The sequence below is a fragment of the Streptomyces xanthophaeus genome, from assembly GCF_000725805.1.
In the GTDB taxonomy this organism is placed as follows: Bacteria; Actinomycetota; Actinomycetes; order Streptomycetales; family Streptomycetaceae; genus Streptomyces; species Streptomyces xanthophaeus.
In genome coordinates, this window is record NZ_JOFT01000027.1 from 56,868 (window position 1) to 71,798 (window position 14,931).

11 protein-coding genes are annotated in these 14,931 nt (G+C 71.3%); 2 read left to right on the forward strand and 9 right to left on the reverse strand.

Annotation, left to right across the window (positions count from 1 at the left end; translation table 11 throughout):
- Window positions 1-65 precede the first annotated feature (65 nt).
- Window positions 66-2,429, reverse strand: a complete 2,364-nt coding sequence (locus tag IO30_RS0117490; protein WP_031144061.1) for a hypothetical protein — start codon at window positions 2,427-2,429, stop codon at window positions 66-68.
- Between the two features lie 243 nt (window positions 2,430-2,672).
- On the opposite strand from IO30_RS0117490, the gene gabT reads away from it, so the two are divergent.
- Both gabT and IO30_RS0117500 read left to right on the forward strand, forming a co-directional pair.
- Complete coding sequence (gene gabT / locus IO30_RS0117495) at window positions 2,673-4,007, forward strand: 4-aminobutyrate--2-oxoglutarate transaminase (RefSeq protein WP_031144063.1); 1,335 nt, start codon at window positions 2,673-2,675, stop codon at window positions 4,005-4,007.
- A 410-nt stretch (window positions 4,008-4,417) separates the two neighbouring features.
- On the forward strand, window positions 4,418-4,939 hold the full coding sequence (locus IO30_RS0117500; RefSeq protein WP_308443093.1) for a phosphatase PAP2 family protein: 522 nt from the start codon (window positions 4,418-4,420) through the stop codon (window positions 4,937-4,939).
- On the opposite strand, the gene IO30_RS0117505 is transcribed toward IO30_RS0117500, so the two are convergent.
- The 8 genes from IO30_RS0117505 to IO30_RS0117540 form a co-directional block, all read right to left on the reverse strand.
- The gene (locus tag IO30_RS0117505) at window positions 4,905-6,719 is read right to left on the reverse strand and encodes a chitinase (RefSeq protein ID WP_031144067.1); all 1,815 of its coding nucleotides are present in this window, start codon (window positions 6,717-6,719) and stop codon (window positions 4,905-4,907) included. The genes IO30_RS0117500 and IO30_RS0117505 overlap by 35 nt on opposite strands.
- Window positions 6,720-6,828: 109 nt before the next feature.
- On the reverse strand, window positions 6,829-7,293 hold the full coding sequence (locus tag IO30_RS0117510) for a hypothetical protein (RefSeq protein ID WP_031144070.1): 465 nt from the start codon (window positions 7,291-7,293) through the stop codon (window positions 6,829-6,831).
- Between the two features lie 198 nt (window positions 7,294-7,491).
- Window positions 7,492-8,910, reverse strand: a complete 1,419-nt coding sequence (locus tag IO30_RS0117515; protein WP_031144071.1) for an NAD(P)/FAD-dependent oxidoreductase — start codon at window positions 8,908-8,910, stop codon at window positions 7,492-7,494.
- Between the two features lie 40 nt (window positions 8,911-8,950).
- Entirely contained in the window at window positions 8,951-9,757 is an 807-nt protein-coding gene (locus IO30_RS0117520) for an ABC transporter permease (protein ID WP_031144073.1), read from the reverse strand.
- A complete protein-coding gene (locus IO30_RS0117525) occupies window positions 9,757-10,665 on the reverse strand; it encodes an ABC transporter permease (protein ID WP_031144075.1) in 909 nt (302 codons plus the stop codon). Before IO30_RS0117525 ends, IO30_RS0117520 begins: the two co-directional genes overlap by 1 nt.
- Window positions 10,666-10,691: 26 nt before the next feature.
- Entirely contained in the window at window positions 10,692-11,840 is a 1,149-nt protein-coding gene (locus IO30_RS0117530) for an ABC transporter ATP-binding protein (RefSeq protein WP_031144076.1), read from the reverse strand.
- Between the two features lie 85 nt (window positions 11,841-11,925).
- A complete protein-coding gene (locus IO30_RS0117535) occupies window positions 11,926-13,173 on the reverse strand; it encodes a polyamine ABC transporter substrate-binding protein (protein WP_031144077.1) in 1,248 nt (415 codons plus the stop codon).
- A 52-nt stretch (window positions 13,174-13,225) separates the two neighbouring features.
- Window positions 13,226-14,740 carry a gamma-aminobutyraldehyde dehydrogenase gene (locus IO30_RS0117540; RefSeq protein WP_031144078.1) on the reverse strand — a complete coding sequence of 505 codons (1,515 nt, stop codon included), beginning with the start codon at window positions 14,738-14,740 and terminating at the stop codon, window positions 13,226-13,228.
- Window positions 14,741-14,931: the final 191 nt, after the last annotated feature.

Genomic DNA, 14,931 nt, shown 5'->3' on the forward strand with positions numbered 1-14,931 from the left:
GGGTCGGGGCCGTACGGGTCGGGGCCGTACGGGTCGGGGCCGTCCGGGTGCGGGGTCCGCGCCGCTCAGGCCGTTCCGGTCAGCCGGACCAGCAGCGGAGCCGCCCGTTCCCCGCGGACGGAGGTCAGCGACAGTACGGCGTGCCCGGGCGGCACGGCGTGCGCCAGGTCCGAGGCGGACCACCGTTCCCGTTCCACCTGCCGCACGGTCACCGCGTCCGTGGTGACCGCCTTGCCGGTGACGAGCTTGCGGAAGGCGTGGATCGCCCGGGTCAGGGGCTGGTCGGCGAAGACGGTCCGGTGGGTGACATCCCGCGTCTCCACCCACTCGGTGCCCCAGGACTCGGCGAACCGCTTGCCGTCCCAGGTCGTGACGCCCGAGAACGCCATCCGGCAGCCGACGGCCCCGAGCAGCGGGGTGCGCAGCGGCTCCGGTACGTCGTCCAGCGTGCGCAGCGTGAGCAGGACTCCCGCATTCGCCGAGCGCAGCCGCTGTACGCCGCGGACGGTCTCGGGGGTCAGGGTGTGCGAGGCGTCGTCGACGGCGAGGAAGGCGAAGAGGGAGCGGTCGGTGCGGGCGGTGGCGGCGGCGTTGAACTGGGCGAGCAGCAGCCGGGCCAGCATCCGGGAGGCGTCGGCGTGGCCGCGCTCGGGCAGGTCGACGCGGACCCGGATGGGGTGTTCCAGGGCGCGCAGGGAGAACGGGCGGCCCTGGCCGGTGGTCTCGAAGTCGCCGACGTTGAAGAAGGAGGCGAAGGCGGGCCGGTCGAGCAGGGCCACCCGGTCGGCGAGGGCGGGGCCGGGGTCCGCGGGGGTGCCGTGCTGACGTTCCCGGGCGTCGAGCTCGCGGAGCATGGGCTGCTGCCCGGCCGCCTCCAGCGTGCGTCGCAGCCCGTCGAGGGCGGGGCGGACCTGGTCGAGCAGCTCGCGCAGCTCGGGCACGGCCGGGAAGCGGCCGTACGCGGTCCGGAACGGCCCGAGCAGCTGGGCGAGGGCCGTCGCGGCCCGGCGCACGTCGACGCCGGGGATGTCGCCGACGAAGGCCTCCGCTAGGAGGGTGGCGGCCTCGTCGGGGTCGGTGGTGCCGCCGTAGAGGTCGAGGTCGTAGACGGAGGCCGGGTCGCCGACGCGGACGACGACGTCGTAGGCGGTGTCCGGGCCGAGCCGGGCCCCGGCCGCGCCGACGGCGACGACGGCGGCCTGGCCCGCGAGGGCCTGCAGGGCCAGGGACTCCACGACGGGCCGCACCAGCCGGGCGGTCTTGCCCGCGCCGGAGGGACCGACGGCCAGCAGGGAGGTGCCGAGGACCTCGGGGTCGAGGGCGAGGGCGGTGCCGCGGCGGGCGTAGGGGTTCTGCACCCCGTCCTCGACGGTGCCCAGGAGCACCTGGCGGGCCAGCAGGTCGTGCCGGGCGGAGCGCGCGGGCAGGTCCCGTGCGCCGGAGGGGTGGGCGCAGGCCGCGGCGCCCTTGTCGCGTACGGCGTCGGCGAAGGCGCGCAGCCGTGAGGGGTCGACGCGCACGGAGTCCCAGGCGCGGCGGATGCGCGCGTAGTCCACGTCGTTCATCCGCCCGGCGGCGATCTCCCCCCCGAGCCTCTCGGCAGCCTCGACCAGCCCGGCGTCCCGCACCTGAGGCCAACCGACTGGGTCCTGGGCCGGTTCCGCGGCGGCGGACGTCCCCGTGCGGTCCGGAGCGGCCGGCCGGAAACGACGCAGCAAGGCCACCGCGCCACCGAGCCAGGCGAAGGCCAGCACGACGGTCACGTCGACCACGGTCTTCGCCGTGTCGTCGAGCACGAGGTTGGCTGCCTTGTCGCTGGTGTACGGCAGGAAGGAGAAGACCAGTTGGCGCAACGGCAGCTGGTAGTTGTCGACGAGCAGGAGAGTGACGTAGACGAGGGGGAGGACCGCGAGCGCCCGGACCCAGGGGCCGCGCGCGACGACCAGGCGGTTCCAAGCGGTCCGCCAGCTCCCGAGTCGGCCGAATCCGTAGAGGAGCGCCGATACGAAGATCAGTTCGTAAATCGGCTTGGCCTTCATCCCGCCCGTCCCGTTGATGGGCTCGCCGTTCGCGGCGTACCAGCTGTCGGGCGTGAACAGGTCCAGGGGGGCGTCCCAGAACGGGATGTAGGTATTGCGCATCAGCGACCAGACCAGCACGCAGGCCAGGAAGGAGATGACGGCGCCGCTGGCGAGCGCCCGGTCAGGGGCCTTCGCGGGTTCCTCCCCCTCCCGCGGCTCGTGTCCGAACCTCCAGACACCGGGCTCGGCCGCAGGCCGCGGGGTGCGCAGCCAGTCCGCGAGCGTGGGTCCCGTGGCCGGGGCGTGGAGCGGCCTCGGGGGGGTCTGTGGGGTGGGTGGGGGGCCGGCCGGTCTCGGGACGTGGCCCGCGCGGGTCGCCTGGCCGTCGTGCGTGCCCTCGGTGTCCATGAAAACCCCTGCCCCCTGACCGTGCCGTGCGCTGCGGCGCTCAATCTAGTGCCCGCCACCGGGGACGGGGCCCGTACCACGGCACTCTCCACAAGACACGCGCCCGGTCCTTCCTATGGCCGTCACGGACAAGGACACGCGGACACCACTCCCGAACGGAGCATGCAGTACCCCCTCCCCCGGGCCTAGCCTGCGGACAAAGACACAAGTGCGTCCGAAAACACCCCCCCCCAGGAGCCCCCTATGACCGCTGTCCCGCAGGAGCGCCGCATCGTCACCGCGATCCCCGGCCCCAAGTCGCAGGAGCTGCAGGCCCGCCGCCTCGGCGTGGTGGCCGGCGGCGTGGGCTCCGTGCTCCCCGTGTTCACGGCCCGCGCGGGCGGCGGCATCATCGAGGACGTCGACGGCAACCGCCTGATCGACTTCGGCTCCGGCATCGCCGTGACCTCGGTCGGCGCCTCCGCCGAGGCCGTCGTGCGCCGTGCCTCCGCGCAGCTCGCGGACTTCACCCACACCTGTTTCATGGTCACCCCGTACGAGGGCTACGTCGAGGTCTGCGAGGCCCTCGCCGAGCTGACCCCGGGTGACCACGCCAAGAAGTCCGCGCTGTTCAACTCGGGCGCCGAGGCCGTCGAGAACGCCGTCAAGATCGCCCGTTCGTACACCAAGCGCCAGGCGGTCGTCGTCTTCGACCACGGCTACCACGGCCGTACGAACCTGACGATGGCGCTGACCTCGAAGAACATGCCGTACAAGCAGGGCTTCGGTCCGTTCGCCCCCGAGGTCTACCGCGTCCCGGTCGCGTACGGCTACCGCTGGCCCACCGGCGCCGAGAACTGCGGCCCCGAGGCCGCCGCGCAGGCCATCGACCAGATCACCAAGCAGATCGGCGCCGACAACGTCGCCGCGATCATCATCGAGCCGGTCCTCGGTGAGGGCGGCTTCATCGAGCCGGCCAAGGGCTTCCTGCCGGCCATCGTGAAGTTCGCCAACGACAACGGCATCGTCTTCGTGGCCGACGAGATCCAGTCCGGCTTCTGCCGCACCGGCCAGTGGTTCGCGTGCGAGGACGAGGGCATCGTCCCCGACCTGATCACCACGGCCAAGGGCATCGCGGGCGGTCTGCCGCTCGCCGCCGTGACCGGCCGCGCCGAGATCATGGACTCCGCCCACGCGGGCGGTCTGGGCGGCACCTACGGCGGCAACCCGGTGGCGTGCGCCGGTGCGCTCGGTTCCATCGAGACCATGAAGGAGCTCGACCTCAACGCCGCGGCGAAGAAGATCGAGTCCCTCATGAAGGCCCGCCTGACGGCCATGCAGGAGAAGTACGACATCATCGGCGACATCCGCGGCCGCGGCGCCATGATCGCGATCGAGCTGGTCAAGGACCCGGTCTCCAAGACCCCCTTCCCGGAGGCGGCCGGCGCGCTCGCCAAGGCCTGCCACGCCGAGGGCGTCCTCGTCCTCACCTGCGGCACCTACGGCAACGTGCTGCGCTTCCTGCCGCCGATCGTCATCGGCGAGGACCTGCTGAACGAGGGCCTGGACGTCATCGAGGCCGCGTTCGCGGCCATCTGATCGAACGGCTAGAACGCCCGATCGCAGCGCCCGGCCGGTACCGCCGGTAACCGTCGGGCTTCTGTGAAGAAGGTGTGGGGGGCCGATGGCGGGAGCGCGATCCTGCTGTCGGTCCCCCTTTTGCTGCCGTACGGTTTCTGCAGATGAGTGAGACACCCCGCTCCCGGGACACCGGGGGCGATTCCAGTACCGGGCTTCCCCAGCGCCGCACTGGGCATGCGTTCGCGCACACTCCTCACCGATCGGACAGTCGTACGCCCCAAACCCCCCGGGGCGGACGGCAACCCGGTCCGGGCGGCCGTCCCGGAACCATCCCCCCTGTTCCGGGACGGCCGGCCACTCTCCCCGGATCCGCCCTCCTCGCGGCGGCCTGCCTGCTGGCACTCTCCCTGATCACCTGGCAGGTCCTGGTGACGGGCCCCCTGCTGGTCCCCGACGAGCGCCTGAGCCGCGCCCTGCTGCGCGCCGTGCCCGACGCCGTCACCGAACGCCTCGCGGACCTCGGCAACATCCCGGTCGCCGTGCCCGTGCTCGCCGTGGCCATGGCGTACGCGGCCTGGCGCGGCAACCGGCGCGGGGCCGTCGCTGCGGGTGTGGCCATGGCCCTGGTCCCGGCGCTGGTGGTGCCGCTCAAGGAGTGGACCGCGCGGCCGGGCCCGCTGGAGCCCTGGGCGGCCGGCTACTACCCCTCGGGCCACACGGCCACCTCGGCCGTCGCCTACGTCGGCGCCGCCCTGCTCCTCTCCCCGTACACCCGCCGGAACTGGCCGATGGCCGTCGCCCTCCTGCTGGCGGGGGCGACGGCCGTCGGGCTGGTGCTGCGCGGCTTCCACTGGCCGCTGGACGTCCTGGCCAGCTGCTTCCTGTGCGTGCCGCTGCTGCTGGCGGTGCGGTGGGTCAGCCGCCGAAGTAGCCGTCGAAGTTCCGGCTGAACTCCCAGCCGCCGAAGCGGTCCCAGTTGATCGACCATGTCATCAGCCCGCGCAGGGCGGGCCAGGTCCCGTGGGTCTGGTAGCTGCCGCAGCCGGTCTTCTTGGTGAGGCAGTCCAGGGCCTTGTTGACCTCGGCGGGCGAGGTGTGGCCGTTGCCCGCGCCGGTGGTGGCGGGGAGGCCGATGGCGACCTGTCCGGGGCGCAGCGGCGGGAAGACCCGGGAGGTGTTGCCCGCGACGGGGAAGCCGGTGAGCAGCATGTCGGTCATGGCGATGTGGAAGTCGGCGCCGCCCATGGAGTGGTACTGGTTGTCGAGGCCCATGATCGGGCCCGAGTTGTAGTCCTGGACGTGGAGCAGGGTGAGGTCGTCGCGCAGGGCGTGGATGACCGGGAGGTAGGCGCCCGCGCGCGGGTCCTGGCCGCCCCAGGGGCCGGAGCCGTAGTACTGGTAGCCGAGCTGGACGAAGAAGGTCTCCGGGGCCATGGTCAGGACGAAGTCCGGGCCGTACTTGGCCTTCAGGGTCTTCACGGCCGAGATCAGGTTGACGATCACCGGCGTGGTGGGGGCGCGGAAGTCGGTGTCGCCGGTGGCCAGGGACAGGGAGTGGCCCTCGAAGTCGATGTCGAGGCCGTCGAGCCCGTACTCGTCGATGATCTTGCTGACGGAGGAGACGAAGGTGTCGCGGGCCGCCGTGGTGCCGAGCTGGACCTGGCCGTTCTGGCCGCCGATCGAGATCAGCACCTTCTTGCCGGCGGCCTGCTTGGCCTTGACGGCCGCCTTGAACTCTGCGGGCGACTCGACGTTCGGGCATTCGGCGACCGGGCAGAGCTGGAAGCGGATGTCGCCGGAGGTCACGGAAGTCGGTTCGCCGAAGGCGAGGTTGATGACGTCCCAGGAGGCGGGTACGTCGGCCATCCGGACGTAACCCGAGCCGTTGGCGAAGCTGGCGTGCAGGTAGCCGACCAGGGCGTGGGCCGGGAGGCCGCTGCCGGGGTCGCCGGGGTCGACCGGGCCGCTCGTCGTGGCGGCGGAGACGGTCGCGCTCCGCGGGGACTCGCCCGCCGCGTTCACGGCGCTGACCTGGAAGGCGTACGTGGTGGCGGCGGCGAGGCCGGTCACGGTGGCCGAGGTGCCGGTGACGGCCAGGGGCGCGGCGCCGTCGCGGTGGACCTTGTACGAGGTGGCACCCGGGACCGCCGTCCAGGACAGGTTCAGGCTGCTCGGTGTGGCGCCGGAGGCGGTCAGGCCGGTGGGGGCGGCCGGGGGCTGGGGCTGGCCGGGGCCGCCGGGGTCGGGGCCGACGAGGGTCAGGTCGTCGGTGAGGTGGGCGGGCTGGCCGTACCAGCCGTGGGTGTAGACGGTCACGGAGGTGGTGGCCGGGCCGGTGCGGAAGCTGGTGGTCAGCTGCTTCCAGGCGCCGGGGGTCTGCGTCCAGGTGGACACGTCGGTGGTGCCGGTCCCGGTCGCGCCGAGGTAGACGTAGGCGCCCTGGACCCAGGCGCCGAGGGTGTAGGTGGAGTCGGGCTTGACCGTGACGGCCTGGGAGCAGCGGGCGTTGTCCTGGCCGGCCGGGGTGGCCTTGAGGGCGGAACTGCCGCCGTGGACCGGTGTGGTGACGGTGGCTCCGCTGCCCGCCGAGCAGCTCCAGCCGTCGAGGCCGGCCTCGAAGCCTCCGTTGCGTACGAGGTCGGCGTCGGCTGCGGCGGCGGGTGGTCCCGCGGCGAGGAAACCGGCCGCGGCCAGGGCGGCGGCGGTGAGGACGGACCAGGTTCTGCGCACAACTGCCTCCGGGGCATGGGGGGATGGAGGGCGTCAGGAGCGCCTCCCAGCGGTGACTGGGAGAGGCGCCCAACATGGTCCAGACCAATGCCCTTGTCAAGACCTCTGGTCAAGACTTCGGGCCCTCCTGCGCCAGTACGCGCGCGGCCGCCTCGTGCATCGCGAGCTCCAGTACGGCCGGGTCGGTGAGCGTCCCCGACCCGTCGGGGAGCACCACCCAGCGCACCCCGCCGGTCGCCCGGCCCGGGTACGGGACCACGACCCAGGCGCCGCGCCCCGCGCCCCGCACCCCCGTCCCGACCCAGCGGGACGCCGTGCCCGCGGGCACGAAGAAGCCCAGCCGGGAGTCGCCGAAGTCGGCGAGCACCGGGCCGGGCCGGTCGAGGAGCAGGTACAGCACGTCGAGGGTGGCCTGCCCCAGCTCCCCCGGCAGGACCAGCACGTCCCAGCGCCGGCCGGCGGGCAGCAGGGCGACCCCGAGGGGGTTGCGCTCCCACTCCCACCGGCAGGCTTCGGGGTCCGGCGCCGCCGATACGAGCCATTCCACTGCCGTCTTGGCCTCCGGGTCGGTCATCGCCCGGCCTCCGTTCGTCTCGTGCGCGGTGAGGGTCTCACCGGGAGAGAGCGGGGCCGGGGGCGACTATGACGCGGGTTCCGTTACTCCGTAGTAGTGAACCGGGTCACACGGAGAGAGGCGGGGTGCGCCGGGCGTGCGGCCCTCGATCAGCAGATGAACCGATCGGCTGCCTTTCGGCTGTCGGTCTGCGGCCGGTCAGCTGTCGAAGCCGAGGCCGAGGCGGTCCATCGTCTTGAGCCACAGGTTGCGGTGCCCGCCGTGGGTGTCGGCGCGGGCCAGCGACCACTTGGTGAGGGTGATCCCGGTCCAGGCGAACGGCTCGGGCGGGAAGGGCAGCGGCTTCGTGCGGACCATCTCCAACTCGGTGCGCTCGGTGCGCTCCCCCGCCAGCAGGTCCAGCATCACGTCGGCGCCGAACCGGGTGGCTCCGACGCCGAGGCCGGTGAAGCCCGCCGCGTAGGCGACCTTCCCGGAGTGCGCGGTGCCGAAGAAGGCCGAGAAGCGCGAGCAGGTGTCGATCGCCCCGCCCCAGGCGTGGCTGAAGCGCACCCCCGCCAGCTGCGGGAAGCAGGTGAAGAACTGCTCCGCGAGCTTGAGGTAGGTCTCGGGCCGGTGGTCGTGGGCGGGGTCGAGCTTGCCGCCGTAGGGGTAGATCGCGTCGTAGCCGCCCCACAGGATCCGGCGCTCGGGGGTGATCCGGAAGTAGTGGAACTGGTTGGCGCTGTCCCCGAGCCCCTGCCGGTTGTGCCAGCCGACCGAGTCCAGCTGGGCCTCGGTGAGCGGTTCCGTCATCAGGGCGTAGTCGTAGACCGGCACGGTGAGCGGGCGGATCCGCTTGACCAGCGAGGGGAAGACGTTCGTGCCCAGCGCCACGCGCCGGGCGAAGACACGGCCGTACGGGGTGCGTACGGCCGTGCCCGCCCCGGAGGAGACCAGGTCGAGGCCGCGGGTGTTCTCGTAGATCCGCACCCCGAGGCCGAGGCAGGCCTGCTTGAGGCCCCAGGCCAGCTTCGCCGGGTTGAGCATCGCCACGCCGTCGCGGTCCCAGACCCCGCCGAGGAAGGTCGGGGAGTCGACCTCTGCGCGCAGCGCGTCGCGGTCCAGCCACTGGGACCCGCCGGCCAGGCCCAGGCGCTCCGCCTCCTGGTGGAGTTCGCGCAGCTCCTCGACCTGGTGCGGCTCGGTGGCCACGTCGATCTCGCCGCTGCGCTCGAAGTCGCAGTCGATGCCGTACCGGGCCACGGCAGCCTCGATGGCGTCGAGGTTGCGCGCGCCCAGCTCCTCCAGCTGCGCCAGTTCGTCCGGCCAGCGGGCCAGGCCGTTGCCCAGGCCGTGGGTGAGGGAGGCGGCGCAGAAGCCGCCGTTGCGGCCCGAGGCGGCCCAGCCCACCTCGTGGCCCTCGATCAGTACGACGTCCCGGGCGGGGTCGCGCTCCTTGGCGAGCAGCGCGGTCCACAGGCCGCTGTAGCCGCCGCCGATCACCAGCAGGTCGCAGTGCTCGTCCTGGGTGAGGGCGGGCTGCGGTGCGGGCTTGCCGGGGTCGTCCAGCCAGTACGAGACCGGCAGTGCTTCGGAAAGGGATCGTGCAGCGGTGCGCATGGCGTCTGGGGCCATGTCTTCCAACTCCCTACGGAACTGTCGGCGCGCCCTCGGGCTACTTGGGCTGCGCCTTCTTGCGGCGGTTGCCGACCATCTGGCCGGCGAGGACCACCAGCACCGCGATGACGAACATCGCCGTGCCGATGACGTTGATCTGCACGGGCGTACCGCGCTGGGCCGATCCCCACACGAACATGGGGAAGGTGACGGTGTTGCCCGAGTTGAAGTTGGTGATGATGAAGTCGTCGAAGGAGAGCGCGAAGGAGAGCAGCGCTCCCGCCGCGATACCGGGCGCCGCGATCGGCAGGGTGACGCGCAGGAAGGTCTGCACGGGCCCCGCGTAGAGATCGCGGGCGGCCTCCTCCAGCCGCGGGTCCATGGACAGGACACGCGCCTTGACGGCGGCGACGACGAAGCTGAGGCAGAACATGATGTGGGCGATCAGGATCGTCCAGAAGCCCAGCTGGATGCCCATGTTGAGGAAGAGCGCCAGCAGCGAGGCGGCCATCACGATCTCGGGCATCGCCATGGGCAGGAAGATCAGCGAGTTGACCGGGCCGCGCGCCCGGAACCGGTAGCGCACGAGCGCGAAGGCTATGGCGGTGCCCAGGGCGGTGGCGGCGAGCGTGGACCACAGGGCGATCTGGAGCGAGAGGGAGAGCGAGCCGCACAGGTCGGCGACCCCGCAGGGGTCCTTCCAGGCGTCGAGCGAGAACTCCTGCCAGGCGTAGTTGAACCGCCCGGTGGGGTTGTTGAAGGAGAAGACGGTGACGACGACGTTCGGCAGGATCATGTACGCGAGCGTGCCGAGGCCCGCGATGACGACCAGATTGCGCCGGAGCCACGTGATGGGTGTGCGCATCAGACCAGGTCCTCCGTCCCCGCTCGGCGGATGTAGATGGTGACCATGATCAGCACGATGGCCATGAGGATGAAGGACAGCGCGGCCGCCGTCGGGTAGTCGAGGATCCGCAGGTACTGCGACTGGATGACGTTTCCGATCATCCGGGTGTCCGTGGAGCCGAGCAGTTCGGCGTTGACGTAGTCGCCGCTCGCCGGGATGAAGGTGAGCAGGGTCCCGGAGACCACGCCCGGCATGGACAGCGGGAAGGTGACCTTCCGGAAGACCGTGGCGGGACGGGCGTACAGGTCTCCGGCCGCCTCGTGGAGACGGGTGTCGATGCGCTCCAGCGAGGAGTACAGCGGCAGGATCATGAACGGCAGGAAGTTGTACGTCAGACCGCAGACGACCGCGAGCGGCGTGGCCAGCACCCGGTCCCCCTGGGTCATGCCGAGCCAGCTGGTGACGTCGAGGAAGCCGATGCTGTTGAGCACCGCGACCACCGGGCCGCCGTCCGCCAGGATCGTCTTCCAGGCGAGCGTGCGGATCAGGAAGCTGGTGAAGAAGGGGGCGATGACCAGCACCAGCAGCAGGTTGCGCCAGCGGCCGGCCTTGAAGGCGATCAGGTAGGCCAGCGGGTACCCCAGGAGCAGGCACAGGGCCGTGGCGGTGCCCGCGTAGAGCAGGGAGCGCAGGAACTGCGGGTAGTACTCGGTGAAGGCGTCCCAGTAGGTCTGGAAGTGCCAGGTGACCTGGAAGCCCTCTTCCAGGGAGCCGGTCTGCACCGAGGTGGAGGCCTGGTAGACCATGGGCAGGACGAAGAAGACCAGCAGCCACAGGATGCCGGGCAGCAGCAGCCAGTACGGGACCAGCCGCTTGCGCAGGGCCGGCCGGTGCACCGGGGGGTCGGCGGGGGCGGGCGCCTTCAGCGGCGCTGTCTGTACGGCGGGCCCGCTCACGCGCTCTCCTCGACCGTCTCGACACCGGCGTCGATGTCCTGGGAGGCGTCCAGGCCGAAGGTGTGCTCCGGGTTCCAGTGCAGGATCACCTCGGCGCCCGGGACGAGGCGGGCGTCCCGCTCGATGTTCTGCGCGTACACCTCCAGCTCGGGGCAGACCGGGCTGTCTATGACGTACTGGGTGGAGACGCCGATGAAGGAGGAGGCGGCGATGCGTCCCGGGACCTTGTTGCGGCCCGCCGCGACCATGTGCTCCTCGTCGGCGTGGACCAGGGAGATCTTCTCCGGGCGCACTCCGACCAGCAGCTTTCCGCCGGTGGAGGGGGTGGTCGCGCACCGGGCCGCGGGCAGCCGCAGCTTCGTGCCGGAGGCGGAGACGACGACCTCGGAGCCGGCGGACTCCACGGCGGCCTCGATGAGGTTCGAGGTGCCGAGGAAGTTGGCGACGAAGGTGGTGCCCGGGTTCTCGTACAGCTCGGCGGGGGCGCCCAGTTGTTCGACGCGGCCGCCGTTCATCACGGCGACGGTGTCGGCCATGGTCATGGCCTCCTCCTGGTCGTGCGTGACGTGCACGAAGGTGATGCCGACCTCGGTCTGGATGCGCTTGAGCTCCAGCTGCATCTGACGGCGCAGCTTGAGGTCGAGGGCGCCGAGGGGCTCGTCGAGGAGGAGCACCTGGGGGTGGTTGATCAGGGCGCGGGCGACGGCGACGCGCTGCTGCTGGCCACCGGAGAGCTGGTGCGGCTTGCGCTGGGCGAACTGGCCGAGCTGGACCAGCTCCAGCATGTCGTCGACCTGCTTCTTGACGGACTTGATGCCGCGGCGGCGCAGCCCGAAGGCGACGTTCTCGTAGATGTTCAGGTGCGGGAAGAGCGCGTAGCTCTGGAAGACGGTGTTGACCGGGCGCTTGTACGGCGGCAGGTCGGTGACCTCGCGGTCGCCGAGGTGCACCGTGCCGGTGGAGGGCTCCTCCAGGCCGGCGATCATGCGCAGGGTGGTGGTCTTCCCGCAGCCCGAGGCGCCGAGCAGGGCGAAGAAGGAGCCCTGGGGAATGGTCAGGTCCAGCGGGTGCACGGCGGTGAAGGTGCCGTAGTGCTTGCTGATCCCGGTGAGGCGGACATCGCCGCCCGCGGTCTTGTCAGTCATGGGTGGGTCCCGGGGTTTGGGTTGGGGAAGGGTCGAGGAGCGCGGGGCACTGGCGCCGGATGCCGACGCCGGGCCCTGGGCGCTGCTAGGCGCCGATGAGCTTGGCGAACTTCTCTTCGTACGCCGTCTCTTCCTCGCTGCTCAGCGAGCGGAAGGCGCGGGCCTTGGCGGACATCGCCTTGTCCGGGACGATCAGCGGGTTGTCCGCGAGGGCGGGGTCGATCTTGGCCAGCTCTTCCTTGACGCCTTCGACCGGGCACACGTAGCTGATGAAGGCGGCCAGCTGGGCGGCGACCGGGGGCTCGTAGTAGTAGTCGATGAGCTTCTCCGCGTTGGCCTTGTGCCGGGCCTTGACCGGCACCAGCAGGTTGTCGCTGGAGGTGATGTAGCCGGGCGCCGGGATCGCGTACTGGATGTCCGGGTTGCCGGCCTGGAGCTGGATGACGTCGCCCGCCCAGGCGAGGCACGCGGCGAGGTCGCCCTTGTCCAGGTCCGCCGTGTAGTCGTTGCCGGTGAAGCGGCGGATCTGCTTGGTGTCCACGCCCTTCTGGAGCCGCCCTATCGCCCCGTCGAAGTCGGCGGTGGTGAAGTTCCCCGGGTCCTTGCCCTGGTCCAGCAGGGTCATGCCGACGCTGTCGCGCATCTCGGTGAGGAAACCGACCCGGCCCTTGAGGGTGGGGTCGTCGAGCATCTGCGTGACGGAGTCGACCTTCTTCCCGCCGGTGGCCTTGGTGTTGTAGGCGATGACGGTGTCGATGCCCGTCCAGGGGTAGCTGTAGGAGCGGCCCGGGTCCCAGTCGGGGGTGCGGAACTGCGGGATCAGGTTGGCGTAGGCGTGCGGCAGGTGGGAGGGGTCCAGTTTCTGCGCCCAGCCGAGGCGGATGATGCGGGCGGCGAGCCAGTCGGTGACGACGATCAGGTCGCGGCCGGTGTCCTGGCCGGCCGCGAGCTGCGGGCGGATCTTGCCGAAGAACTCGACGTTGTCGTTGATGTCCTCGGTGTACTTGACCTTGATGCCGGTCCGCTGCGTGAACTCCTCCAGCGTGGGCCGGGACTTCTCGTCCTCGCTGGTGTCCATGTACTCGGTCCAGTTGGAGAAGTTGATCTCCTTCTCCTGTTCCGAGTGGTCGTCGGAGGCCACGGCCTCCCCCTCGCGCTTGGCGGGCGGGATCCCGCAGGCGGTGAGGGAGGACAGGCCTGCGACGGTGAGCGCTCCGACTCCGGAGGCGCGCAGCAGCGAGCGGCGGGTGAGGGCGCCGCGCCCGCTGGTGAGGCTGCGCCGCATCGCGGCGAGTTGCGCCGCCGAGAGGCGGTCGGGCTCGAACTGCTCCATGCGCGTTGCCCTTTCGGGATGGGTGCGTGGCCGCTGGTCCGGCGGCAGGTGGCTATCTGTCCCCGAAGACGGTGCGGTGCCAGTCCTTCGCGGCGACCGCGGTGTTGTCGTACATCACGTGCTTGACCTGCGTGTACTCCTCGAAGGAGTAGGAGCTCATGTCCTTTCCGAAGCCGCTCGCCTTGTAGCCGCCGTGGGGCATCTCGCTGATGATCGGAATGTGGTCGTTGACCCAGACGCAGCCCGCCTTGATCTCGCGGGTGGCCCGGTTCGCCCGGTAGAGGTCGCGGCTCCAGGCGGAGGCGGCGAGTCCGTACGGGGTGTCGTTGGCCAGCGCGATGCCCTCGTCGTCGGTGTCGAACGGCAGGACCACGAGGACCGGGCCGAAGATCTCGGACTGGACCACCTCGCTGTCCTGCGCGGCGCCCGCGATGAGGGTCGGCCGGTAGTAGGCGCCCCCGGCGAGTTCGCCCCCCGGGATCTCGCCGCCGGTCACCACGGTCGCGTAGGCGCGGGCGCGCTCGACGAAGCCGGCGACCCGGTCGCGCTGGGCGTGGGAGACCAGCGGGCCCAGGTCCGTGGTCGCGGCGAAGGGGTCGCCCAGGCGGACGGTCTCCATCAGCTCGGCGACGCGGGCGACGAAGGCGTCGTGCAGCGGGCGCTGGACGTAGGCGCGGGTGGCGGCGGTGCAGTCCTGGCCGGTGTTGATGAGGGAGGCGGCGACGGCGCCGTGCGCGGCGGCCTCCAGGTCCGCGTCGTCGAAGACGAGGAAGGGGGCCTTGCCGCCGAGTTCCAGGTGCAGCCGCTTGACGGTGGCGGTGGCGATCTCGGCGACGCGCTTGCCGACGGCGGTGGAGCCGGTGAAGGAGGTCATGACCACGTCGGGGTGGCCGACCAGGTGCTCGCCGGCCTCCCGGCCCGCGCCGGTGACGATGTTGATCACTCCGTCGGGCAGGCCCGCGTCCTTGGCCGCCTGCGCGAACATCAGGGAGGTCAGCGGGGTCAGCTCGGCGGGCTTGAGGACGACGGTGTTGCCCGCGGCGATCGCCGGGAGGATCTTCCACGCCGCCATCTGGAGGGGGTAGTTCCAGGGTGCGATGGAGCCGACGACCCCGATGGCCTCGCGGCGCACGTAGGAGGTGTGGTCCCCGGAGTACTCGGCGGCCGCCTGCCCCTGGAGGTGGCGTGCCGCCCCCGCGAAGAAGGCGGTGTTGTCGATGGTCCCCGGTACGTCGAACTCCGTGGACAGCTTGACCGGCTTCCCGCACTGGAGGGACTCGGCGTACGCGAAGTCCGCCGCCTGCTCGCTCAGCACGGCGGCCAGCCGGTGCAGGGCGTCGGAGCGCTCGCCGGGGGTGGCGCCGGACCATCCGGGGAAGGCCCGGACCGCGGCGGCCACGGCCTCGTCGACGTCCGCGGTGCTCGCGAGTTCGTAGGTGAGGACCTCGTCACCCGTGGCCGGGTCGACCACGGTGTGTGACTGCCCGGAGGTGCCGGACCTCAGCCGTCCGTCGATGTACTGCGCGCCGTCCGCGAAGCGGTCCTTGACCTGGAAGCGATTGCCCATCACGCTCTCACGCTCTCCGTAGCTACAGTTCGAGCTACAGCTCGAATTGAGTGCCGATCCTGGCAGAGGCGGTGCCCTCGGCCAAGTGATTCCGTTGTTGCCTTTTGATTACGCGACGGAATCGGTCGACCATGTGTCGAGGCGCGCCCGAAATCCCGTACGAAGTGTCCGTGGCTACTGCCACACTCGCG